At 64.4% G+C, this 24,208-nt stretch carries 21 protein-coding genes; 11 read left to right on the forward strand and 10 right to left on the reverse strand.

The genetic code is table 11. The features are described 5' to 3' along the window. Positions 1-17 precede the first annotated feature (17 nt). Positions 18-2,285, reverse strand: coding sequence for a phosphoenolpyruvate--protein phosphotransferase (gene ptsP / locus GGD66_RS14380; RefSeq protein ID WP_018320541.1), 2,268 nt, complete (start codon positions 2,283-2,285; stop codon positions 18-20). A gap of 374 nt (positions 2,286-2,659) precedes the next feature. Next, positions 2,660-3,916 (reverse strand): aspartate kinase, encoded by a 1,257-nt coding sequence (locus GGD66_RS14385; RefSeq protein WP_018320542.1) that lies wholly within the window; start codon positions 3,914-3,916, stop codon positions 2,660-2,662. Between the two features lie 149 nt (positions 3,917-4,065). Between GGD66_RS14385 and GGD66_RS14390 the strand changes: the two genes are divergently transcribed. The 3 genes from GGD66_RS14390 to GGD66_RS14400 all read left to right on the forward strand — a co-directional run bounded on the left by GGD66_RS14390 (position 4,066) and on the right by GGD66_RS14400 (position 6,358). Further along, positions 4,066-4,533: a PH domain-containing protein gene (locus GGD66_RS14390; RefSeq protein WP_018320543.1), complete on the forward strand. Its 468-nt coding sequence runs from the start codon at positions 4,066-4,068 to the stop codon at positions 4,531-4,533. 14 nt (positions 4,534-4,547) lie between these two features. Then, positions 4,548-5,321, forward strand: coding sequence for a bifunctional 2-polyprenyl-6-hydroxyphenol methylase/3-demethylubiquinol 3-O-methyltransferase UbiG (gene ubiG / locus GGD66_RS14395; RefSeq protein ID WP_018320544.1), 774 nt, complete (start codon positions 4,548-4,550; stop codon positions 5,319-5,321). Positions 5,322-5,458: 137 nt separating this feature from the next. Continuing rightward, complete coding sequence (locus GGD66_RS14400) at positions 5,459-6,358, forward strand: EamA family transporter (protein WP_018320546.1); 900 nt, start codon at positions 5,459-5,461, stop codon at positions 6,356-6,358. Here the strand turns inward: GGD66_RS14400 and GGD66_RS14405 are convergent. From GGD66_RS14405 to GGD66_RS14420, 4 genes are read right to left on the reverse strand one after another with little or no spacing between them, the layout of a single operon-like run. Continuing rightward, complete coding sequence (locus tag GGD66_RS14405; RefSeq protein WP_018320547.1) at positions 6,355-6,837, reverse strand: DUF1178 family protein; 483 nt, start codon at positions 6,835-6,837, stop codon at positions 6,355-6,357. The two genes, GGD66_RS14400 and GGD66_RS14405, sit on opposite strands and share 4 nt — an antisense overlap. Further along, positions 6,834-7,712 carry a carbon-nitrogen hydrolase family protein gene (locus GGD66_RS14410; RefSeq protein WP_092261328.1) on the reverse strand — a complete coding sequence of 293 codons (879 nt, stop codon included), beginning with the start codon at positions 7,710-7,712 and terminating at the stop codon, positions 6,834-6,836. Before GGD66_RS14410 ends, GGD66_RS14405 begins: the two co-directional genes overlap by 4 nt. After that, a complete protein-coding gene (grxC, locus tag GGD66_RS14415; protein WP_018320549.1) occupies positions 7,709-7,984 on the reverse strand; it encodes a glutaredoxin 3 in 276 nt (91 codons plus the stop codon). Before grxC ends, GGD66_RS14410 begins: the two co-directional genes overlap by 4 nt. Before the next feature lie 35 nt (positions 7,985-8,019). Next, positions 8,020-8,829, reverse strand: a complete 810-nt coding sequence (locus GGD66_RS14420; RefSeq protein WP_092261327.1) for a ComF family protein — start codon at positions 8,827-8,829, stop codon at positions 8,020-8,022. Between the two features lie 145 nt (positions 8,830-8,974). On the opposite strand from GGD66_RS14420, the gene GGD66_RS14425 reads away from it, so the two are divergent. After that, positions 8,975-9,844, forward strand: a complete 870-nt coding sequence (locus tag GGD66_RS14425; RefSeq protein WP_183258366.1) for a methyltransferase domain-containing protein — start codon at positions 8,975-8,977, stop codon at positions 9,842-9,844. Between the two features lie 97 nt (positions 9,845-9,941). On the opposite strand, the gene mutT is transcribed toward GGD66_RS14425, so the two are convergent. Beyond that, entirely contained in the window at positions 9,942-10,352 is a 411-nt protein-coding gene (gene mutT / locus GGD66_RS14430) for an 8-oxo-dGTP diphosphatase MutT (protein WP_018320552.1), read from the reverse strand. A 137-nt stretch (positions 10,353-10,489) separates the two neighbouring features. On the opposite strand from mutT, the gene GGD66_RS14435 reads away from it, so the two are divergent. After that, on the forward strand, positions 10,490-11,815 hold the full coding sequence (locus tag GGD66_RS14435) for a TadE/TadG family type IV pilus assembly protein (protein WP_018320553.1): 1,326 nt from the start codon (positions 10,490-10,492) through the stop codon (positions 11,813-11,815). Between the two features lie 191 nt (positions 11,816-12,006). On the opposite strand, the gene argJ is transcribed toward GGD66_RS14435, so the two are convergent. Both argJ and GGD66_RS14445 read right to left on the reverse strand, forming a co-directional pair. After that, the gene (argJ, locus tag GGD66_RS14440; RefSeq protein ID WP_183258176.1) at positions 12,007-13,248 is read right to left on the reverse strand and encodes a bifunctional glutamate N-acetyltransferase/amino-acid acetyltransferase ArgJ; all 1,242 of its coding nucleotides are present in this window, start codon (positions 13,246-13,248) and stop codon (positions 12,007-12,009) included. Positions 13,249-13,378: 130 nt separating this feature from the next. After that, the gene (locus GGD66_RS14445) at positions 13,379-14,293 is read right to left on the reverse strand and encodes a peptidylprolyl isomerase (protein ID WP_092261324.1); all 915 of its coding nucleotides are present in this window, start codon (positions 14,291-14,293) and stop codon (positions 13,379-13,381) included. Between the two features lie 352 nt (positions 14,294-14,645). On the opposite strand from GGD66_RS14445, the gene secA reads away from it, so the two are divergent. Both secA and GGD66_RS42415 read left to right on the forward strand, forming a co-directional pair. Next, entirely contained in the window at positions 14,646-17,486 is a 2,841-nt protein-coding gene (secA, locus tag GGD66_RS14450) for a preprotein translocase subunit SecA (RefSeq protein WP_183258177.1), read from the forward strand. Positions 17,487-18,002: 516 nt separating this feature from the next. Continuing rightward, positions 18,003-18,407 (forward strand): DUF6006 family protein, encoded by a 405-nt coding sequence (locus tag GGD66_RS42415; RefSeq protein WP_409362371.1) that lies wholly within the window; start codon positions 18,003-18,005, stop codon positions 18,405-18,407. A 199-nt stretch (positions 18,408-18,606) separates the two neighbouring features. Here GGD66_RS42415 and GGD66_RS14455 read toward each other — a convergent pair whose 3' ends face one another. Then, positions 18,607-19,050: a MarR family winged helix-turn-helix transcriptional regulator gene (locus GGD66_RS14455; protein ID WP_018320557.1), complete on the reverse strand. Its 444-nt coding sequence runs from the start codon at positions 19,048-19,050 to the stop codon at positions 18,607-18,609. Positions 19,051-19,229: 179 nt separating this feature from the next. On the opposite strand from GGD66_RS14455, the gene GGD66_RS14460 reads away from it, so the two are divergent. The 4 genes from GGD66_RS14460 to GGD66_RS14475 all read left to right on the forward strand — a co-directional run bounded on the left by GGD66_RS14460 (position 19,230) and on the right by GGD66_RS14475 (position 24,207). Further along, entirely contained in the window at positions 19,230-20,414 is a 1,185-nt protein-coding gene (locus GGD66_RS14460; protein ID WP_026202380.1) for a substrate-binding domain-containing protein, read from the forward strand. A 165-nt stretch (positions 20,415-20,579) separates the two neighbouring features. Next, entirely contained in the window at positions 20,580-22,094 is a 1,515-nt protein-coding gene (locus GGD66_RS14465; protein ID WP_183258178.1) for an amidase, read from the forward strand. 35 nt (positions 22,095-22,129) lie between these two features. After that, positions 22,130-22,987 carry a branched-chain amino acid ABC transporter permease gene (locus GGD66_RS14470; RefSeq protein WP_028141883.1) on the forward strand — a complete coding sequence of 286 codons (858 nt, stop codon included), beginning with the start codon at positions 22,130-22,132 and terminating at the stop codon, positions 22,985-22,987. A gap of 2 nt (positions 22,988-22,989) precedes the next feature. Then, a complete protein-coding gene (locus GGD66_RS14475) occupies positions 22,990-24,207 on the forward strand; it encodes a substrate-binding protein (RefSeq protein ID WP_092261322.1) in 1,218 nt (405 codons plus the stop codon). The last annotated feature ends 1 nt before the right edge of the window (position 24,208 follow it).

Consider the following 24,208-nt stretch of genomic DNA (forward strand, 5'->3'; position numbering starts at 1 on the left):
GAGCGGCGATAGGTCCGCTACAATGCCAGGCCTTCGGCCTCGGCAAATTCCGTCAGTTTCTGCCGGATCGAGACGCTGCCCGCCGGCGCGTCCAGGAGCGGGCCGAGCACGGCTTCGGCCTTCTTGGCATCGAGGTCGATGACCATGGCCTTGACGGGGCCGAGTGCGGTTGCCGACAGCGACAGCGAGCGGTAGCCCAGCGCAATCAGTGCCAGTGCGCCAAGCGGCTTGGACGCCATCTCGCCGCAGAGCGAGAGCGACTTCTTCGCCGCCTGTGACTTGCGTGCGATCTCGCGCAGCGCGCGCAGGATCGGCGCCGACATGGTGTCGAAGCGCTCGGAGACTTTTGCATTGCCGCGGTCGACCGCGAACAGGAACTGGAACAGATCGTTGGAGCCGACCGAGATAAAGTCGACCTTCTTCAGGAGCTCGTCGAGCTGATAGAGCAAAGCGGGCACCTCGACCATGGTGCCGATGTCGATACGCTCCGGCAGCGTATGGCCGTGCTGGCGCAGATAGGTGAGCTCGCGTTCGACCAGCGCCTTCGCCGAATCGAATTCGGCGACCTCCGAGATCATCGGGAACATGATGCGCAGCGCGCGGCCGCCACCGGCGCGCAGCAGCGCACGGATCTGGCCGCGCAGCAGGCCGGGACGATCGAGCCCGAGCCGGATCGCGCGCCAGCCGAGCGCGGGATTTTCCTCGATCACCGCTTCCATATAGGGCAGCGCCTTGTCGCCACCGATGTCGAGGGTGCGGAAGGTGACGGGCTTGGTGCCGGCCGCATCGAGCACGGTACGATACAGCGCCAGCTGGTCGCTGGTGCGCGGCAGGCTCTGGCCGACCATGAATTGCAGCTCTGTGCGGAACAGGCCGATGCCGGCGCTGCCGGTGTCCTCAATATGCGGCAGGTCGATGGCAAGACCTGCGTTGATCATCAGCTCGACCTTCTGGCCGTCCCTGGTGACGCAGGGCAGGTCGCGCAGCGCCAGATATTGCGCCTGGCGGCGGGCGCGGAAGCGCACGCGCTCGGCGAAGGCCGCCTCGACTTCCTGCGAGGGACGCACATAGATCGAACCGGAGGTGCCGTCGACGATGATGGCGTCGCCGGGATCGGCGATGCCGGGCGCGTTCGGCACCTCGCCAACGGCAGGAATGCCGAGCGCGCGCGCCACGATCGAGACGTGGGAGTTGGCGGTGCCTTCCTCCAGCACGATGCCGCGCAGGCGCTTGCGGTCATAGTCGAGCAGCGCCGCCGGGCCCATCGCGCGCGCGATGACGATCGCGTTGTCGGGCAGCTGCTCGCGCGAGGGCGCGTGGTCCTGGCCGACCAGCTGCCGCATCAGGCGGTAGCCGAGATCCTCGAGGTCGTGCAGCCGGTCGCGCAAGTAGGGGTCGGTCGAGCGCAGCATGCGCGCGCGGGTGTCGGACTGCACGCGCTCGACGGCGGCTTCCGCGGTAAGGCCGGTGGCGACCGCCTCATGCAGCTTGTGCGACCAGCCCTGGTCGTTGGCGAACATGCGATAGGCTTCCAGCACCTCGCGATGCTCGCCGCCCTCGGCGACGTCGCCGCGCTCCAGCATGCGGTCGAGATCGGCGCGGAGCTTGGCCAGCGCGGTGTCGAGCCGCTTGATTTCCTTGGGCAGGTCCTCGGCGATGTAGTCCTTGATGACGACGCGCGGCTCATGCAGCACGACATGGCCGAGCGCGATGCCCTCCGACAGGATGGCGCCGACCTTCTGCGCGGAATGGCGCGCCGCAGGCTCCTGGCCCGGCTGGGCCAGCGCGGAGAGCTCGCCGGAGGCGATCAGCTCGGCCAGCACCATGGCGGTGGTCTGCAACGCCTCGAGCTCTTCCTCGACATAATTGCGCTTGGCGCGGTTCTGCACCACCAGCACGCCGAGCGTGTTGCCGGCCCGCAGGATCGGCACGCCGAGGAAGGAGTGGTAGATTTCTTCGCCGGTCTCCGGGCGGAACGAGAAGGCCGGGTGGCTCTGCGCATCGCTCAAATTGAGCGGCGTCGCCTCGCTGGCGACGAGGCCGACCAGGCCCTCATGGGCGCTCAGCACGGTGTGGTGCACCGCCTCGCGGTTGAGACCTTCGGTGGCGTAGAGCTCCAGCGTGTTGTCGATGCGCAGCACGTAGACCGAGCACACCTCGGCCACCATGTTGGCGGCGATCAGCACCACGATCTTGTCCAGCCGCTCCTGGGCCGAGACCTGCTCCGCCATGGTTTCGCGGAGCCGTCTCAACAAGACGCGGGGACCTCCCGACGCGCTCCGCATGTCCCGTCAATCTCCTCCGTCTGCCCGGCCCGGCGGTATCGGCCGGCGGCTGGCCTAAAATTCCAGAAAAACAATCAAATTGTTTGTCCGGCGCCGGCACAAGCCCAAAATCCCCTTGAGATTTAGCGCCTGCACCGAATCAGCGCCGCCCCGAACTGGGACACAGTCTGCGGCAGCCCACCCTGTTCGCCGTATAGCGAATTGAGGCTTGTTTTGCCAAGCAAAACGCCTGCCAAACGCGAAGGTGTGTACACCTTCGCGTTTGCTGCGACCGCTAAGAGAAAATTAGTCCGGGCATGGTCCGGAAAGTGCGAAGCTGTTTTCCGGAAAGACCATGCTCAAACAACAGCCTGAAGCGCGACGATGGTCGCGTTTCAGGCCTGATCGAGACCGTAGAGCGTGTGCAGGGTGCGCACCGCAAGCTCGGTATAAGCGGTGTCGATCAAAACCGAGAATTTGATCTCGGAGGTTGTAATGGCCCGGATGTTGATATTCCGTCCGGCGAGGGCCGAGAACGCCTGGGCAGCGACGCCGGCATGGCTGCGCATGCCGCTGCCGATCACCGAGATCTTGGCGACGTCGGTGGCGGTATCGAGCCGCGCATAGCCGATCTTGCCCTTGGCGGCGGTAATCGTGTCCTTGGCGCGGGTATAGTCGGCCGCCGGCACCGTGAAGGTGAGGTCGGTGGTCTTGCCGTCCTCGGAGACGTTCTGCACGATCATGTCGACATTGATGTTGGCATCCGCCAGCGGGCCGAAGATCGACGCCGCAACGCCCGGCTTGTCCTCGATCTGGCGCACCGAGATCTGGGCCTCGTCCTTGGAGAAGGCGATACCAGTGACGACGTGGCTTTCCATGATCTCCTCCTCGCTGCAGATCAGCGTGCCGGGCGGCTGGTTGGCATGCGGGTCGATATCCTCGGGCTTGTCGAAGCTCGAGCGGACGAAGATCGGCATGTTGTGGACCATGCCGAGTTCCACCGATCGGACCTGGAGCACTTTTGCGCCCTGGGAGGCCAGTTCCAGCATGTCTTCGAATGCGATCTTGTCGAGCCTCTTGGCCTTCGGCACGATTCGCGGGTCGGTTGTGTAGACGCCATCGACATCGGTGTAGATGTCGCAGCGGTCGGCCTTGACGGCGGCGGCGATCGCCACGGCCGAGGTGTCCGAGCCGCCGCGGCCGAGCGTGGTGATGCGACCCGTCTCCGGATTGATGCCCTGGAAGCCGGCGATGACCGCGACTTCCTTGCGATCCTTGAAACGGCTGATGATCTCGCTGCCGTCGATGTCCTCGATCCGGGCCGAGGCGTGGGCGTCGCTGGTCTTGATCGGGATCTGCCAGCCCTGCCAGGAGCGGGCCTGGATGCCCATGCCCTGGAGCGCGATGGCAAGCAGGCCGGATGTCACCTGTTCGCCGGAGGCGACGACGGCGTCGTATTCGCGCGCGTCGTGCATCGGCGAGGCCTCGGTGCACCAGGCCACCAGCTCGTTGGTTTTTCCGGACATCGCCGAGACGACCACGGCCACTTCGTGGCCGGCGTCGACCTCACGCTTCACATGGCGTGCGACGTTGCGGATACGTTCGATGTTGGCGACGGATGTGCCGCCGAATTTCATCACGAGGCGGCTCATGACGACGCGTGCATTCCTTCAAAGGGATCAGTATGGTGGCCCGCGCGAGACGATGCTGCGGGCACCCGACCGCGCGTATACAGAGGGGCGGGGCCGGGGGCAAGCGGGTTCCTGCTGCGGCCAATCCGGGCAATGGGTTATCAGAGGTTATGGCGCGCTATATTGACGAAATCCTGCAGCCCGGCGAGCGGGTGCTGTATTCGACCAATGCGCACTGGATTTTCTATTTTCCGGCCATCCTGGCCTGGATCGCGGCTTTCGCCCTGTTCGTCCTGTCGGGGCAGACCACGGTCAACGGGCTCCTGATTCTCTGTCTCATCGCCTCGGGCGTGGTGGCTCTGGCGGCCCTGTTCTGGACCGTGAAGGGCTGGTTCCATCGCTTCACCACCGAGACCGACGTCACCAATCTCAGGATTGTGCACAAGACCGGCTTCATCAAGCGCCGCACCTTCGAGATGGCGCTGGACAAGGTCGAGAGCGTCGATGTCAATCAGACGATTCTTGGACGTATTCTCAACTACGGCGACGTGACCATCAACGGCGTCGGCGAAGGTCGCGAAACCATCCGGACCATCGCCTCGCCGCTCGCCTTCCGTAGTTCGATCACCACGCGGTAGGACCGCGCGTAACCATGAGCATGCAGCAAAATACTTCCCTCTCCGTCAGCCCGCAGCCGGGCTCGACCGTCGACGCCGCCGAGATCGCAAAGTTCTCGAAACTCTCGGCGGAGTGGTGGGACCCCAACGGCAAGATGGCGCCGCTGCACCGGATCAACCCGCTGCGGCTCGGCTACATCCGCGACGCCGCCTGCCGCAAGTTCGAGCGCAACGTGCGCAGCCTCAACTGCCTCGGCGGGCTTCGCGTGCTCGACATCGGCTGCGGCGCCGGCCTGTTGTGCGAGCCGCTGTCGCGGCTCGGAGCGCAGGTCATCGGCGTCGACCCTTCCCAGAGCAACATCGCCGCGGCCAAGCTGCACGCCGACAAGGGCCATCTTGCGATCGACTACCGCTGCACCACGGTGGAGGAGATCGACCCGCGCGAGCGCTTCGACATTGTGCTGGCGATGGAAGTGGTCGAGCACGTCGTCGATGTCGGCGTCTTCCTGAAGCGTTGCGCCGCGATGCTGAAGCCGAACGGCCTCATGGTGGTCTCGACGCTGAACCGCAACTGGAAGAGCTTCGCGCTCGCCATCGTCGGCGCCGAATACGTCCTGCGCTGGCTGCCGCGCGGCACCCACGAATGGAATAAGTTCGTCACCCCCGACGAGCTGACAAAATACCTGCTCGACAACCGCCTCGTCATCACCGAGCAGACCGGCGTGGTCTACTCACCCTTCGCCGACAAATGGACGCTCTCGTCGGACATGGACGTGAACTACATGGTGGTGGCGGAAGGGATGGTGTGAGGCTGGAGCTGGATGCGAGCTGCTTCTCCACAAACGGTGGCGAGAGCATCGCTCCCATGACGTCCGTGCGGTTGACCGCGCTGGCCTCAACTTGCAGGTTGGCCGCAGTTATTTCCCGCTAATGCCCGCCCCACCCCATGCTCACCATCGCCAGCCTCTGGATTCCCTTCACCCTCGTTGCTGCGCTCGGCCAAGTCGCGCGCAATGCGATGCAGCGGTCGTTGACGAAGCCGCTGGGGACCTGGGGCGCGACCAATATCCGCTTCCTGTTCGGCTTCCCGTTTTCGGTGCTGTTCCTCGGCGTGGTGCTGGTCGCCACCGGCGATCATCTGGGCATGCCGCCGACCGTGTTCTGGCCGTGGCTCCTGCTCGGCGCGCTCAGCCAGATCGTCGCCACCGGCCTGATGCTGCTCGCCATGAACGACCGCTCCTTCGTGGTGACGACGGCGTATCTGAAGACCGAGGCGATCCAGACCGCGATCTTCGGTTTCGTCTTCCTCGGCGATCACCTGACCTGGCTGAAGGTGCTGGCGATCGTGATCGCGACCGTCGGCGTCGTCATCACCGCGCTCAGGCCCGGCGGCGAGAAGAGTTTTGCCGAATTGAAGCCGACCATCACCGGCCTCGTTGCGGCTGCCGCGTTTGCGCTGTCTGCGGTTGGCTTTCGCGGCGCGATCATCAACGTGCCCGGCGTCTCCTTCGTGACCTCGGCCTCGTTCACGCTGGTGCTCGGCCTGTTCGTGCAGACGCTTGTGCTGACGATCTATCTGCTCTGGCGCGCGCCAAAGGTGCTGCAGGCGATCCTCGGCCTGTGGAAGCCGTCGATGCTGGCCGGCTTCATGGGCGCCTTCGCCTCACAATTCTGGTTCCTGGCGTTCGCGCTGACGGCCGCCGCCAATGTCCGCACGCTCGCTCTGATCGAGGTGCTGTTCGCGCAAGCGGTGGCGTATTATTCGTTCAAGCAGCCGATCGCACCACGCGAGCTTGCAGGTATCGCGCTGATCATCATCGGTGTGGCGGTGCTGGTGGGGGCCTAATTCCGGTCTTCCGGCAATGTCGGCAGCGGCGACACCTCGATGCCCTCGTCGATCAGCGACTTCGCCTCCTCCGGCGAGGCCTCGCCGTAGATCGGACGGTGCTCCTTGTCGCCGTAATGCATCGCGCGGGCTTCGTTGGCGAATCGCTCGCCGACATTGTCGGCGTTCTTCACGATGTGATCGCGCAGCTCCTTCAACTTGGTGCGCAGCTCTTTCTCCTGCGCCATCAACAGCGAGGTCGGACCTGATGGCGCGGCCTCGGGCGTGGGAGTAGTGGTCGCTTCCGGCGGCGGCGTCGCGCGCCCGCGGCCCTTCTTGCCGACGATGCGCGGGGCCATGATCGCCTTGTCGACCTTGGCGGATCCGCAGATCGGGCAGGTCACGAGCTTGCGCTTCACTTGCGAATCATAGGCCGACGAGCTCTGGAACCAGCTCTCGAACGCGTGGTTTCGATCGCAATGGAGCGCGTAGCGGATCATGCCGAACCCCGCACGAGGTGCAAATGATCCGGCCCGGCCTTGGGATCGGACACGCCGAAGCGGCGGCCGTGCTGGAGCGAGGGAATCGCGCGGCGTGCGGTCTCGACCTTGGTGGGGTCGATCCTGGCCATGATGATGCCGGGCTCGACGTCGCCTTCGGCGAGGATCTCGCCCCAGGGATCGATGATCAGCGAATGGCCATAGGTCTCGCGCTTGTTCTCGTGGGTGCCTGCCTGGGCAGCTGCGAAGATGAAGCAGCCGGTCTCGATCGCGCGCGAGCGCAGCAGCACATGCCAGTGCGCTTCGCCGGTCTTGCGGGTGAAGGCGGACGGGACGGTGATGAAGTAAGCGCCGCTCTCGGCGAGGGCGCGGTAGAGCGCGGGGAAGCGCACGTCGTAGCAGATCGTCAAGCCCACGCGGCCCCAGGGCAGATCGGAGATCACCGCGGTTTCGCCCGGCTGGTAGTTGGCGGATTCGCGATAGCTCTCGCCGTCCGGCAGCTCGATGTCGAACATGTGGATCTTGTCATAGCTCGCGAGCACGTTGCCCTCGGGCCCGATCAGGAAGGAGCGGTTGACCGCCTTTTCGGCCGAGAAGCGCAGCGCCAGCGAGCCGACATGGAGATGGATCTTCAGTTCCGCCGCGAGCGCCCGGTAGGCCTTCAGCGAAGTGTCGTCCTCTTCGCTCTGCAGATGCTCGAACAGGGCCTTGCGGTTCAGCTGCATCATGTTGCTGACTTCAGGCGTTTGCACGTAGTCGGCGCCATTGGCCGCCGCCTGCCGGATCAGCTTCGTGGCCTGTTCGAGGCTCGGCCCGGGCATCAGACCCGTGCGCATCTGCACCATGGCGGCCGTAAATGTGCGGTTCTCGCTCATGAGTTGGCCTTCACACCTTCCAGCATGCCGTCAAGCTTGCCTTCGCGGTCGAGTGCGTAGAGATCGTCGCAGCCGCCGACATGAGTTCCACCGATCCAGATCTGCGGGAAGGTCGAGCCCTCGCCGGCGCGGTCGTACATCTCCTCCCGCCAGGAGGGGTTCTTGGCGACGTCAAATTCGGTAAAGATTGCCTTCTTGCGGGTCAGCAGGGACCTCGCCGCGGAACAATAGCCGCAGCCCGGCCTGGTGTAGATCTCGACAGCAGAAGTCATGGCGTCCGACGCTCTCATGTCATGAAGTCATTGAATTATATGGGACGGGGGCCGCTCTCGACAACCCGGGCGAAGACCAGCACGTCGACCTGGGCGGCCTTGGCCCGGAGCAGGACCCGCGCGCAGGCATCCAGCGTCGCCCCCGACGTCAGGACGTCGTCGATCAGGACAACGCGGCGGCCCTGGATTTCGGCCTGACGGTCGGGGGATACCTGGAACGCGCCCTGCACATTGGTGGCGCGCTGGGCCCGCGACAGGCCGATCTGCTGCTCGGTGGCGCGCACCCGGCGCAGCACCTCAGCCCTCGCCTTGACCCCGCTCTGCCGCTCGATGATCTGCGCCAGGGCCCCGGACTGGTTGTAGCGGCGGCGCCAGGCCCGCCGCCAATGCAGGGGCACCGGCACCAGCATGTCGGCCCCCGCCAGCAGCTCGCCGCCCGCGCGCGCCATCCACCGGCCCATGGCGGGCGCCAGATCGGTGCGGTCCTGGTATTTCAGCGCATGCACCAGCGTGCGCGCGACGTCGTCATAGCGCACCGCTGCGCGGGCGCGCTGGTAGGCCGGCGGGCTCGCGATCGCCTCCATCGACAGCATGTCGGGGCCGGGATCATAGACGAAGGGAATGCCGAGCCGCGGGCAATAGGGCCGCTCGATGAATGACAGCCGCGCCCAGCACGAAGCGCAAACGCCCTCGCCCTCGACCGGTTCGCGGCAGGATACGCACTGCGTCGGCAGCGCGATGTCGAGCGCGAGCCGTGCCGCGCGCGACAGCGCGTGGCGGCCGGCCGTCCATGCCGCCCGGAAGGGGGCGGCGAGGGAACGGGTGGGGGCGGCGTTGGCGTCCATGCGGGAAGGCTAGCGTTCCGCTTGGCGGCGCTCAAGCGACTCATTCTCGTGCCCCGAATCTGCAGCGCCACGCCGGCGATGCGAAGCATCGCCAGGGGCGCTGCGGCGCGTCCGGGACATGAGAGGGGAGATTGCAATGACCTGCATGATCGGCGTAACCAGCGGCATGGCCCAGACCCCGCAAACCCCGCCCGCGTTGTTCGATCGCGCCTTGCTGCATGCACGGCAGCGGCGTGCGCAGCCGCAGGGCGAGGTCACCTTCCTGCTCGATCGTGTTGCCGAGGACATGTCCGACCGGTTGGCTGCGGTGATGCGGGAGTTTCACGCCCCGGCCGATCTCTGGACACCCGGTGAAGGGCTGGCGGAATTGCGTGCGCGGCTGCCTTCCCTCCAGCGGATCGCGCTTGATGCTGCGGGTTCAGAGGTGCTGCCCTTCGCGCCCGAAAGCCTTGATCTCGTCGTCTCCGCGCTGGCGCTGCAATTCGTCAACGATCTGCCGGGCGTGTTCGCGCAAATCCGCCGCGCGCTCAAGCCGGATGGCCTGCTGCTCGCCGCGATGATCGGCGGCGACAGCCTGACCGAGCTGCGCCAGGCCTTTGCCGCCGCGGAAGCCGAATGCGAGGGCGGCGTGTCGCCGCGCGTCGCGCCGTTCGCGGATCTGCGCGACATCGGCGCGCTGCTGCAGCGGGCGGGCTTTGCGCTGCCGGTGACCGATGTCGACCGCGTCGTGGTGCGCTATTCCAACGCATTCGCGCTGATGCAGGATCTCCGGCGCATGGGCGCCGCCAATGTGCTGATCGAGCGGCGGCGAACACCGAGCCGGCGCGCGACGCTGCTGCGGATGGCCGAGATCTACACTGAGCGCTTTGCCGATGCCGACGGCCGCATCCGTGCCACCTTCGACATCATCTGGCTCTCCGGCTGGGCCCCGCATGCGAGCCAGCAGCAGCCGCTGAAGCCGGGATCGGCGAAAGCGAGCCTGGCGGAGGCGGTGAAGAAGGCGGGGAAGACTTAGGCCACTAGCACCGTCATTCCGGGGCTCGCGCAGCGAGAACCCGGAATCTCGAGATTCCGGGTTCGGTCCTGCGGACCGCCCCGGAATGACAGGGGTCTCACATCAGCAGATCAATCAAATGCGGGATCAGCGGAATGTCCGCCGGGGGCATCGGGTAGTCGCGCAGCTTGTTGGCACGGACCCAGGCCAGGGTCTGGCCTTCGCGCGGCGTCACCTGTCCCTCCCAGCGCCGGCAGATGTAGAGCGGCATCAGGAGGTGGAAGGTCTCATAGCCGTAGCTCGCGAAGGTCAGCGGGGCCAGGCACGGCTCGGCGACGGTGATGCCGAGCTCCTCGTGCAGCTCGCGGATCAGGCTCTGCTCCGGCCGCTCGCCCACCTCGAGCTTGCCGCCGGGAAACTCCCAGAGGCCGGCCAGCGTCTTGCCCGCGGGGCGCTGCGCGATCAGGACGCGCTTGTCGGCGTCGATCAGCGCGCAAGCCACAACCAGTGTCAGTTTCAGATCGGCCATACGTGATGTCGCTCGCTGAAGATCATCCGCAACGGTTTATTAACCCTGTTGCGGCCCGTGTTTCCGAGGTTCCCATAAGTCATATTTAATCGACGGTTCCTAGAGTGGGAACGCTTAAACCACTCCGGGCCCCAATCATGCGCGCTGCGCTTTCCACCATCATCCGCCGGTTCGTCAACGACCGGCGCGGCAATATCGCGGTGATCTTCGCGCTCGCCTGCGTCCCCCTGATCACTGCGGTCGGCTGCGCGGTCGACTACTCGCGCGCGACGCAGACCCGGGCCAAGCTTCAGGCCGCGGCCGATGCCGCCAGCGTCGGCTCGATCGCCAAGGCCTCACCAGCCTTCAAGGCCGCCGGTACCATGACGTCGGATGGGTCGATTTCCGTCGGCGTCACCGACGCCCAGAACATCTTCGACGCCAATCGCGCCAATCAGACCGGCTACACTCTCAACAGCGTCACGCCGACCGTGGTCAAAACCGGATCGACCGTCACCTCGACGGTTGCGTTCAACGCCACCATGAACACCATGTTTCTCGGCCTGATCGGCAAGTCCGCGCTGACGCTGTCCGGTACGTCGAAAGCGACGGCCAGCATGCCGCTCTATATCGATTTCTACCTTCTGCTGGACAATTCGCCGTCGATGGGTGTCGGCGCGACGCCGACCGACGTGCAGACGATGGTCAACAACACATCGGACAAGTGCGCTTTCGCCTGCCACGACCTCAAGGACAAGAACAATTACTACGACCTTGCCAAGAAGCTTGGCGTGACCACCCGGATCGACGTGCTTCGGACCGCAACGCAGTCGTTGATGGATACGGCGAGTGTGACCCAGACCTATTCAAATCAGTTCAGAATGGCGATCTATGATTTCGGCGGCTCCGCAAGCACGCTCGGCCTGCGCAATCTGTTTTCGTTGTCGGCCTCTCTTTCCAGCGCCAAGACGGCGGCGGGCAATATCGACCTGATGTCGGTGAACGGTCAGAACGAGAATAACGACCAGGACACGGCATTCACCGCGATATTCCCTGCGATCAACGGCGAGATCAGCTCCCCCGGAACCGGCACGCCGTCCAGCCCGCTCAAATATCTGTTCTTCGTCTCCGACGGGGTCGCTGACGAGAGCAACACCGGATGTCTGAAACCGCTCTCCGGCACCACGCGGTGCCAATCGCCGCTCAATGCTGCGCTCTGCAAGACGATGAAGGACCGGGGCGTCAAGATTGCCGTGCTGTACACAACGTACCTCGCGCTGCCCACCAACAGCTGGTACATGAAATGGATCGCTCCGTTCAATACCGGCCCCTACGGGCCGTCGCCGAACAGCGAGATCGCGCAGAACATGCAGAGCTGCGCGTCGTCCGGGCTCTATTTCGAGGTGAGCCCGACGCAAGGCATCTCGGACGCCATGAACGCGCTGTTCAAGAAAGCTGTCGCGGACGCGCGGATTTCAGGGTGATTTGAAGCACGGCTCTCGCGCTCTCTTACCGTCACCCTGAGGTGGCCGCTCCTTCAGCGGCCCTCGAAGGGCGACGGCCCGGCTCTCTCCACGCGGCTGTAGCGGTGGCCCTGCATCCTTCGAGGCTCCCGATGGGGCGCTCCGCGCCCCATCCCTCGCACCTCAGGATGACGAAGAAGGTGTCGTGAGCCCTACGACCTGTAATCGCCGTTGATCGCGACATATTCCTTGGTGAGGTCGCAGGTCAGGACGCGGTCGCGGCCCTTGCCGAGGCCGAGCGAGACCTTGATCGCGATCTCCGGCGCCTTCATCGCTTCCGAGACCTGTGCCTCGTCATAGTCAGGATCGCGCGCGCCGCTCTTGGCGACGCGGATGCCGTTGAAGGAAATCGAGAGCTTGTCGCGATCGGCCGGCTCGCCGGCCTTGCCGACTGCCATCACGACGCGGCCCCAATTGGCGTCCTCGCCGGCGATCGCGGTCTTGACCAGCGGCGAGTTGGCGATCGACATCGCGATCTTGCGCGCGGAGGCCTTGGTCTTGGCGCCCTCGACGGTGATCTCGACCAGCTTGCGCGCGCCTTCGCCGTCGCGGGCGACCTGCTCGGCGAGGTTGGCGAGCACCTGGTTGAACGCCTTGACGAAGGTCTTCAGGCGCGGATCGCTGGCGCGGCTGATCTTCGGTGCGCCGTGCCCGGCGGCAGCGCCGGTGGCGAAGGCCAGCAGCGTGTCCGAGGTCGAGGTGTCGCCGTCGATCGTCACCGCGTTGAAGGTGTCCTCGACGCCGCTCTTGAGCAGCGCCTGCAAGGCCGCGGGCGCGATCGGTGCGTCGGTGAAGATGAAGGACAGCATCGTCGCCATGTCGGGCGCGATCATGCCGGCGCCCTTGGCCATGCCGTTGATGGTGACCTTGGCCTTGCCGAGCTTGACGGTCGCGGTCGCGACCTTCGGGAAGGTGTCGGTGGTCATGATCGCCTTGGCCGCAGCGAGGTAGTCGCCGGGCTCGGCGGCTTCAGCCAGTCGGCCCAGCACGCCGTCGAACTTGGTCGCGTCCAGCGGCTCGCCGATCACGCCGGTCGAGGCCAGGAAGATTTCGCCCTCGCTGCATCCGACCGCTTTGGCCGCGATCTTGGCGGTCAGCGCCGTGGAGGCCCGGCCGGTCTTGCCGGTGAAGGCATTGGCATTGCCGGAATTGACGACCAGCGCGCGTGCCTTGCCGCCCTTCAGCTTGCCGCGGCACCATTCCACCGGCGCGGAGGGGCATTTCGACTTGGTGAAGACGCCGGCCACGGCGGTGCCCTTGTCCATCACCGCCAGCAACACGTCGGTTCGGTTCTTGTAGCGGATGCCGGCTTCGGCCGTCGCGAGACGGATGCCCGCAATGGTGGGCATGTCGGGAACTGTTTTCGGGGCGAGCGGGGAGACGGAGGAGGACATCGCGGGGCGCCTTGGTGGGATCTGAATATGCAGATGCCCGGCCCCTCTGTGCGAAGACGCGCTTCGCGCTTGGGGCCGGGCATCACAAAGGCTTAGATACTCTTCACGTCACCGAAGTGACAGCGAATTCTTACTTCTTCGCAGGGGGCGCCATCTTGCTGTCGGAGGGCTTCGCCGCATCCGCCGGCTTGGCGTCCGCCGCCGGCTGGTCCAGCCGTTCGACCTTGGCTTCGGCGCGCAGCTTGGCGACGTAGTCGGCCTGGGCCTTGCGGGTGACGTACTGCTCGATCTGGGCCTTGACCTGCTCGAAGTCCGGCGCCTTGCGGTTGCGCTTTTCCTCGACCTTGATGACGTGCCAGCCGAACTGCGACTTGACGGGGTCGGAGATCTTGCCGGGTTCGAGCGCGAAGGCGATCGCCGAGAATTCCGGTACCATCTGCTCCTTGGTGAAGAAGCCGAGATCGCCGCCGTCGGCCGAGCCCGGATCCTTGGACTTCTTCTTGGCCAGCTCGGCGAAATCGGCGCCCTTGTCGAGCTCGGCCTTCACCGCCTTGGCCTCGTCCTCGGTCTCGACCAGGATATGGCGGGCGCGCACTTCCTGCTCGCCGGTGATCTGCTTGGAGGCCTCTTCATAGACCTTCTTCATGGCGTCGGGGGTGGTGGCGGCCTTGCCCTCGCCTGCGAGCAGGCTGTCCATCAGAAGCCGGTTGCGGGCGAATGCCAGGCGCTTCTTGAATTCCTCGCTATCGGCAACCTTCTTGTCCTCGGCAGCCTTGCTGACGATTTTCATGTCGATCAGGAAGGACAGGACGTTCTCGTCCTTGGTCGCCGGGTCCATCTGGGCGAGGCTCGGCCCGAGCTCCTCCTCGGCCATGGCGACGTCGCTCTTCTTGATTTCCGCGCCATTGACCTTCGCCAGCACCGGATCGTCGGCGGCCCGGAGCGGGCCTGCGAACGCCAGGGACAGCGCCAGAGCGAGGCTGCCAGCCAGGGCGGACGCACTGCGGAAACGCTGGCCGGTGGTTACCGGGAACGAGGTGGTCATGGAAAATCCTTATGTTGAAGCAGGGGGCTGCTCGAGCGGGGCGGACACTCGCCCAATACAGGGGGGCTTGGCAACGCGAAAAGTCTGTCAAAATGATGAATTAGCCGCAATGCGCCCGCCGTTGACAAGGCCCTGACCGGGCCATATCTCTGCCCGGTCGCGACCATGGCGATGGCGTTTATTTTGCTGCGTTTTTGGCCGTTGAACCCAGACTTGCCCAATTCCCACCCATATGGCGGATGACCCCCGCAGTCCGGGCTCTGACGCCACGAGGCGTCACGGTGAGTTGATAGGCAGGCGGGTGACAACTTCTTAGGCCAACGCGGTTGAATCGCGAACACAGGAACCAGGCATGATCGGCGCGCTCGCCCGCAAGTTTTTCGGCTCCGCCAACGACCGGCGGGTGAAGGGATATCAGTCCCGCGTCAACGCGATCAACGCGCTGGAAGGAGAGGTCTCGAAGCTCTCCGACGAGGCGCTCAAGGCCCGCACCGCCGACTTCAAGAAACAGCTCGCCGAGGGCAAGACGCTGGACGACCTGCTGGTCCCTGCCTTCGCCACCGTGCGCGAGGCCGCCAAGCGCACGCTCGGTCAGCGCCATTTCGACGTCCAGCTGATCGGCGGCATGGTGCTGCACGAGGGCGACATCGCCGAGATGAAGACCGGCGAAGGCAAGACGCTGGTCGCGACCCTCGCGGTCTACCTCAACGCGCTCGCCGGCAAGGGCGTCCACGTCGTCACCGTCAACGATTACCTCGCCCGCCGCGACTCCGGCTGGATGGGCCAGATCTACGGCTTCCTGGGCATGACGACCGGCGTGATCGTGCACGGCCTCGACGATGCCGAGCGCAAGGCGGCCTATGCCTGCGACATCACCTACGGCACCAACAACGAATACGGCTTCGACTATCTGCGCGACAACATGAAGTACCGGCTCGAGGACATGGTCCAGCGCCCGCACTTCTTCGCCATCGTCGACGAGGTCGATTCCATCCTGATCGACGAAGCGCGCACGCCGCTGATCATCTCCGGTCCGCTCGACGACCGCTCCGATTTCTACAACACCATCGACGGCTTCCTGCCCAAGCTCGACAAGACCGACTACGAGGTCGACGAGAAGCAGCGCACGGTGACGCTGACCGAAGCCGGCATGGAGAAGATCGAGACCCTGCTGCGCGATGCCGGCCAGCTCAAGGGCGAGTCGCTCTACGACGTCGAGAACGTCTCCGTCGTGCACCACATCAACCAGGCGCTGCGCGCGCACACGCTGTTCACGCGCGACAAGGACTACATCGTCCGCGACGACGAGGTCGTCATCATCGACGAGTTCACCGGACGCATGATGCAGGGCCGCCGCTATTCCGAAGGTCTGCACCAGGCGCTGGAAGCCAAGGAGCACGTGCAGGTTCAGCCGGAAAACCAGACCCTGGCCTCGATCACGTTCCAGAACTATTTCCGGATGTACGAGAAGCTCGCCGGCATGACCGGCACGGCGTTGACCGAAGCCGACGAGCTCTTTGACATCTACAAGCTTGAAGTCGTGGAGATCCCGACCAACGTGCCGATCGGCCGCCTCGACGAGGACGACGAGGTTTATCGCACCCACAAGGAAAAATACGCGGCCATCCTCGCCGAGATCGAGCGGGCCAATTCGCGGCTCCAGCCGGTGCTGGTCGGCACGGCGTCGATCGAAAAGTCGGAAGTGCTGGCCGAGTTTCTGAAGCAGAACGGCTACAAGCAGATCGATTTCGGCAAGGAGAACGCGCTCGACAAGCTTTACGCTGCCGCGCGCGCCGGCAAGCCGGCGAAACTGTTCGCGGTGCTGAATGCGCGCTTCCACGAGCAGGAAGCCTATATCGTTGCGGAAGCCGGCGTGCCCGGCGCGATCACGATCGCGACCAACATGGCCGGCCGTGGTACCGACATCAAGCTCGGCGGCTCGCTCGAGATGCGCATCCCGAAGGAGACCGCGGGCATCGAGGACGAGGCCGAGAAGGCCAGGAAGATCGAGCAGATCAAGGCCGACGTCGAGCGCTTCCGCGAGATCGTGCTGAAGGCGGAAGAGACCGTCGAGATCGAACCGGCGAAGGGCAACAAGCCGGCCAAGACCGTGACCAAGCCCGGCGGCCTCTACATCATGGGCTCCGAGCGCCACGAATCCCGCCGTATCGACAACCAGCTGCGCGGCCGTTCCGGCCGTCAGGGCGATCCCGGCCGCTCGAAATTCTTCCTGTCGCTGGAAGACGATCTGATGCGCATCTTCGGCTCGGATCGCCTCGACAGCATGCTCCAGCGTCTCGGCCTGCAAGAGGGCGAGGCCATCATCCATCCCTGGATCAACAAGGCGCTGGAGAAGGCGCAGCAGAAGGTCGAGGCGCGCAACTTCGACATCCGCAAGAACCTCTTGAAGTTCGACAACGTCCAGAACGACCAGCGCAAGGTGATCTTCGACCAGCGCGTCGACCTGATGAAGGACGAGAGCGTCGCCGAGACCGTCACCGACATGCGCCACGCCTTCATCGACGACCTCGTCGCCAAGCACGTGCCCGAGCATGCCTATGCCGAGCAGTGGGACGTCGCCGGCCTGAAGGACGAATTGAAGCGCGTGCTCGATCTCGACCTGCCGGTCGACGACTGGGCCAAGGAAGAGGGCATCGCCGACGAGGAGCTGCTCACGCGCATCGAGACCAAGGCCGACGAGCACATGGCGGCCAAGGTGGCGCAATGGGGTCCCGACGTGATGCGTTACGTCGAGAAGACCATCCTGCTCCAGACGCTCGACCATCTCTGGCGCGAGCATCTGATCATGCTCGACCATCTGCGCCAGGTCATCGGCCTGCGCGGTTATGGCCAGCGCGATCCCCTGCAGGAGTACAAGACCGAAGCCTTCAATCTCTTCCAGGAGATGAGCGCTCACTTGCGCGAGGCGGTCACGGCGCAGCTGATGCGGGTCGAGATCGTCCCGCCCGAGCAGGAAGCGCCCGTGCTGCCGCCGATGGAAGCGCACAAGTTCGACCCGAACACCGGCGAGGACGAAATGGCGCTCGCCAGCGTCACGCTCGGAGCCCAGACCTCCGACGCCGCGCTGCGCGATCCGAAGAACCCGGCAAGCTGGGGCAAGGTCGGCCGCAACGAGGACTGCCCCTGCGGCTCAGGCAAGAAGTACAAGCACTGCCACGGGCGGTATGCTTGATCGATCTCAATACCCAGCGAACTCGCGGTGCTGTATTGGCCTACGAGTTCGCGAGGGGTTGAAATGCTTCCGATCCATATGGTGCCTGCTGATCTTTAGGGTGCACCACGAATGGTAGGCGCACGCCATCGAGGATGGCTGGCTTACATTTGTCAGGCGGTCTGGCATCCGTCACGCGCGGCTGAGCACGCTTTGGCCACCTGGCAACCGGCGCCGATGCTGAGCGAACAGGCGAGAAGCATCGCTCTGTTGCATGCGCGTGACCTGCGGCGCCTGTTCCTGTGATCACTTCCGAGTGCTGTTGCTGCAGATTGTCGGCGGCCACTCGCTCCCCTGGCCGCGCAGCTGAAGCCCGAAAGCCGATGGTCAAAGCGCGGCACCGTGTCTCGGAGAACACCTGCGGGTAGACCATCCAATCTTTTGCCACTGCTCATTGTGATCTGGATCACCTCTACCGAGCTCGATCCGTGTTTTGATTGAATCACAATACGCGGCCCGAAAATTGGGAGCCAGACAATGTTCAAACGCGCGCTGCCAACCACCTTTTGCGTTCTTGCCCTGAGTTTCTACGCTTGCGGTTCCGCCCCTGCGAGCCAAGTGGGCGGATGGTGGGGCGGAACATGGTCGTGCAACATAGACGGCCGGCCGGCCCGGATGAAATGGGCCGCCGTTGATGACAGTCAGACAAGCTGCAGCGGCGGCACTTGCACCAGCAGCTCGGGAGCGCGCTGGGCAGGCAACTTCTCAGATAATGGCTCGCGATGGGTGAAGTTAACAAATCCACGCAGCGGAACGCAGGGCGGCGTATACTTCAACCATGCCGATGGCAATAAATGGTATCTAGCCAAACCGGTCAGCAACAAGTCCGTGGGCTGGACGACATGGAACGGCCAACGCTATCGCCTCTCGTGCTGGCGATGATGCAATCATGCGGCGCCTGCTCATTCCGCCTGGACTCAAGGGCGAGCCTTGAGAATTGGATAAAGCCCGGGTGCGCTCTGTGAGCGCCACCAAGCCGGCGTGACCAGCGCGCGTGCTTTTCATGGAGGTCCTCTCCATGCGTTGAATGGCAGACGAGTGTGTCGGCTCCGCAAGACGCCCACGCTCCAATTCACGAGGTCTAATTCGAACTATCGATCAAGCTCTCCAGCAGCCGCTTCAATTCGCTCGTCGATTTGTCGCCGTAGCTCTCCAGGATATGCTCCTCCTGGTCGACCGCGAGCGAGTTGAGCTTCTTGCACAGCACCTTGCCGCGGTCGGAGATGAACATCAGCACCTTGCGGCGGTCGCCCGGGTCCTGCACGCGATAGACCAGCGTGTCGGAGACCATGCGGTCAATCATCTTGGTCAGCGTCGGATGGTTGAGCAGCACGGCGCCTGCAAGCTCGCCCATCGAATGGCCGTTGCCATCCGACAGCACCTTGAGGATGCGCCACTGCTCGACCGGCACGCCTTCCTTGCTCAACCGCAGTTCGAGCTGCCGGTTGATCTCCCGGTTAGCTTGCGCGAGCAGGTAAGCGAGGTGTTCGGTGATCGGGGTGTTTTCTTTCGACGGTTTTGCCACGGCTAAGACTTCGTCTTGACCCAATTGAGTGAATGTCTTGCAATCAATGCTGCATCTATATGCACTTCAATTCTTGAATATTCAATATTTTCAAAATAGGATCATTGCACAACAAAAGGGCGGAAGCCGCGGCCGCCTGCTCAATGTGCTTTCAGGTCTGGTGCCAGACAGGAGTTGGCGTGCGCGCGACGGTAAACTTCCCGGCTCATGGCGGTCCGGCGTTGCCACCGTCTTTGCTGTTCAGGAATCTGTCGTCCGCGGCAGCGGATTTCGACCTGTCGCCATTTGACATCCACGTCATGAAACGCCGCGGCGCCCGCAACAAGCTGCGCATCGGCAATTTCCTCACCTTCACCGGCTCGCCCGGAATCTGGGGCCCGACTTCCACCAACAGCGCCATGCTGGCGGTCGCCGAGATCAACAAGCGCGGCGGCATATTGGGGCGCGAGCTCGAGCTCTCGATCTACGATTCCGGTGGCCCGATCGAAGACGTCGTGCGGCGCGCCGAGCAGGCGATCGCCTTCGACGAGGTCGACCTGATCATGGGCTCGCATATCAGCGCCGTCCGTGTTGCCCTGCGCAAGGTCACCGGCAACCGTATCCCCTACATCTACACTCCCGTCTATGAAGGCGGCGAGCGCACGCCGGGCGTGATGGCGATCGGCGAGACGCCGCGCTGGCAGAGCCGCCCCTCGATCCACTGGCTCGCCGACGTCAAGAAGGCGGCGCGCTGGTACCTGATCGGCAGCGACTATGTCTGGCCCTGGCAGTCGCATCGCGCGGTGAAGCGCTACATCAAAGAGGCCGGCGGTCAGGTCGTCGGCGAGGAGTTCGTCCCGGTCGGCGAGGACAATCACGAGCCGCATCTGGCGCGCATCCGCGCAGCCAAGCCCGATGTCGTGCTGATCTCGCTGATCGGCACCGACAGCATCACCTTCAACCGCGCCTTCGCGGAAGCCGGCCTTGCGACCTCGACGCTGCGACTTGCCGGCGCGATGGACGAGACCGTGCTGCTCGGCATCGGCGCCGACAACACCGAGAATTTGTTCTGCGCCTCCGGCTATTTCAACTGCATGGCCTCGCGCGCCAATGACGAGTTCCTCAGCGGCTACCAGGCCATGTTCGGCCCGCACGCGCCGCCGGTCGGCTCGGTCGGCCAGTCGAACTATGAAGGGCTGCGGTTCCTGGAGTCGGTGGCCAACCGTGCCGGCTCGCTGGCCTTTCGTCCGCTGCTGAAGGCCGCACGCAACACAGTTTACTCGGCGGGCCGCGGTCCCGTGGTTCTTCGCGACGGGCGCGCCGAGATGCCGATGTACCTCGCTGAAGCCGACGGTCTCGACTTCAAGATCATCAAGACGCTTTGAAGGGCGGCTGTTGATACGTCGCAGCGGCTGTGCGAAATAATACTTGAAAAGGAAAATATTTCCGTCTGTAATATCGACGCGAAGCCGAACGGGCCGCGCTTGTGCAAGCGCGACCGCGAGACTCCGTCCAACGCCAGGGATCAAGAAGCCTCAGAGGAGAGCGCCGTGACAGTTGTCCTTCCCACCCCCGCCCAACTTCGCAGTGTCGCCGAGCAATGCGGCCTTTCGCTCACCGACGACGACGTCACCTCGTTCCGTGGCCTGATGCAGGGCTCGATCGAGGCCTACAATCTCGTCGCCGCGATGCCGGACGAACTGCCCGAGGTGAAATATCCGCGCACGCCGGGCTATCGGCCCTCGGCTGAAGAGAACCCGCGCAATGCCTGGTATCGCAAGTCGACCGTGAAGGGCGCCGCCAGCGGCAAGCTCAAGGGCAAGACCGTCGCGCTGAAAGACAACATCATGCTGGCCGGCGTTCCCATGACGAACGGCTCGTCGACGCTGGAAGGCTATGTGCCCGATTTCGACGCCACCATCGTCACGCGCATGCTGGATGCCGGCGCCGAGATCGCCGGCAAGGTGCATTGCGAGCACTTCTGCCTGTCTGGCGGCAGCCACACCGGTTCCTACGGGCCGGTGCATAATCCGCACAAGATGGGCTACTCGGCCGGCGGGTCGTCGTCGGGCTCGGGCGTCGTGGTCGCGCTCGGCGAGGTCGACATGGCGATCGGCGGCGATCAGGGCGGCTCGATCCGCATGCCGTCCTCGTTCTGCGGCATCTACGGCATGAAGCCGACCTGGGGCCTCGTGCCCTACACCGGGATCATGCCGATCGAGATCTATGTCGACCATACCGGGCCGATGACGGCGACGGTCGCCGACAATGCGCTGCTGCTCGAAGTGCTCGCCGGCGACGACGGCTACGATCCGCGCATCAAGTCGCCGAAGGTCGAGGAATACACCAAGGCGCTCGGCCAGGGCGTCAAGGGCATGAAAATCGGCATCGTCAAGGAAGGCTTTGAACAGCCGACGGCCGAGGCCGCGGTGAATGATAGCGTGCGCGAGGCGGCGAAACGCTTCAAGGATCTCGGCGCCACCGTCGAGACGGTGTCGATCCCGATGCATCTGCTGGGCGGCGCGATCTGGACGCCGATCGGCACCGAAGGCCTGACCCAGACCATGATGTTCGGCGACGGCTATGGCCTGTCCCGCGGCGATCTCTATTCGACCTCGCTGATGGATTTCCACCGCGGCTGGCGCCGCCAGGCCGACTCGCTGTCCGAGACCACGAAATTGTTCATGATGCTCGGCACCTACATCAACAACAATTTCGGTCCACGCTTCTACGGCAAGGCGCTCAACATCTCGCGCCGGCTGACCGCGGCCTACGACAAGGCGTTCGGCGATTACGATCTGCTGCTGATGCCGACCACGCCGATGAAGGCGACCAAGCTGCCGGAGCCCAATGCCAGCCGCGAGGAATACGTTGCCCGCGCCCTGGAGATGATCTCCAACACCGCGCCGTTCGACATCACCCATCATCCCGCGATGTCGCTGCCCTGCGGCATGGTCGACGGCCTGCCGGTCGGCCTGATGCTGGTCGGCCGGATGTTCGAGGAATCCACCATCTACCGCGCCGCCCACGCCTTCGAGCAGATCGGCGACTGGAAGAAGATGTGAGCGGGCATTGATGCAGACGGACGGAAGACCACCCTATGGCTAACGCGTTCGTCGCAGCGTTCGAGATCCTGAGCTTTGGCGCGATCATCGTTCTGATCGTGCTGGGGCTCGGGATCATCGCCAGCATGATGGGCATCTTCAACTTCGCGCAGGGCGAGTTCGTCCTGCTCGGGGCCTACATCACCTATCTCGCCTACGCCAAGGGCCTGCCGATCTGGGCCGGCATGGTCGCAGCGCCCTTCGTCGTCGGCGCGCTCGGCTTCGTGCTGGAGGCGCTGATCATCCGCAGATTCTACGCCGCGCCGATCGTCGCCATGCTCGGCACCTACGCGCTCGGCCTGATCATCCGCGAATCCGTGCGCGGGCTGATCGGCGGCTTTTATCTCACTGTGCCCGAGCCGATCGGCGGCTCGATCGACATCGGCGCCATGCACATCTCGGCCTGGCGCTTCACCATCATCGTCATCACGCTGCTGGTGATGGCCGGCTGCTATCTGCTGCTGTCCCGCACCAACTTTGGTCTGCGCATGCGCGCCACGCTGGAGAATCCATCGCTGGCGCGGGCCTCGGGCATTTCCACGCCCCTGATGTACGGCGCCACCTTCGCGTTCGGCTCCGCGCTCGCCGGCCTTGCCGGTGCCCTGATCGTCCCGGTGTTCAGCCTCTACGCCGATCTCGGCCTGCGTTTCCTGATCCAGGGTTTCGTCGCGGTCATGGTCGGCGGCGTCGGCTCCTTCATCGGGCCGGTCGCGGGCGCCGGTGTCATCGGCACGCTCAGCGCCGCGCTGCCCTGGGTGATGGCGCCCGTCGTCGCCGACGTGCTCGTCTTCGTGCTCGCCATTGTCTTCATCAAATTCCGCCCGCAGGGCCTCATCGCTGGAAAAGGGGTTTAGTCATGTTCGATCGCACTCAGCTCTCACGCCGCCGCTTCCTCTCCAATTTCGCCTTCGCTTCCGGCGCGGTCGCAACCGGGGTCGGAAGCTGGGTGATCCCGGCCGACTGGGCCAATGCCGCAGAGGCTCCGATCAAGGTCGGCATCGCGACCGATCTCACCGGCCCGATCGCCTATGCCGGCAACGCCGACGCCAACGTCGCGAAAATGGTGATCAAGGAGATCAACGCCGCCGGCGGTCTGCTCGGCCGTCCGCTCGAGCTCTACATCGAGGACACCGCCTCCAACGAATCCGTCGCCGTCGGCAATGTCCGCAAGCTGATCCAGCGCGACAAGGTCGACATGGTCCTTGGCGGCATCACCTCCTCGATGCGCAACGCGATCAAGGACCCGATCGTGGCGCGCGGCAAGACGCTCTACATCTATCCGCAGCTCTACGAGGGCAAGGAGTGCACGCCCTATCTGTTCTGCACCGGCCCGACGCCGGCGCAGCAATGCGACGAATTCATCCCCTGGCTGATCAAGAACGGCGGCAAGAAGTTCGCGCTGCCGAGCGCCAATTATGTCTGGCCGCACACGCTCAACGTCTATGCCCGCAAGGTGATCGAGGCGAACGGCGGCGAGGTCGTGTTCGAGGAATACTACCCGCTCGACCAGGTCGACTTCTCCGCGACCGTCAACCGCATCATCTCCAACAAGGTCGACGTGGTCTTCAACACCGTCATTCCGCCTGGCGTCGGCCCGTTCTTCAAGCAGCTCTATGAAGCGGGCTTCCTCAAGAACGGCGGGCGGCTCGCCTGCGTCTACTATGACGAAAACACGCTCAACATCAATCAGGCCGCGGAGATCGAGGGACTCGCCAGCTGCCTCGACTATTTCAAGGTGCTGACCAAGGAGAACCCGTTCGACGCCAAAATCCAGGCGGCCTACGAGAAGGATTTCCCCGGCAACTTCCTGTTCGCCGCCGGCAGCGCCGCCACCGGCACCTATCGCGGCCTCAAGCTGTGGGAAGCCGCGGTGAAGGAGGCCGGCAAGATCGACCGCGAATCGGTCGCCGCCGCGCTCGACCATGCCAAGATCGCCGAAGGCCCCGGAGGACCTGCCGAGATGGTGCCGGGCAAGCGCCACTGCAAGATGAAGATGTACACCGCGGTCGCCAAGGGCGGAAACTACGAGATCGTCGGGCGCAGCAACGGCCTCGTCGATCCCAAGGAATGCTGAT

Source organism: Bradyrhizobium sp. CIR48, from assembly GCF_014198315.1.
Lineage (GTDB): Bacteria > Pseudomonadota > Alphaproteobacteria > Rhizobiales > Xanthobacteraceae > Bradyrhizobium.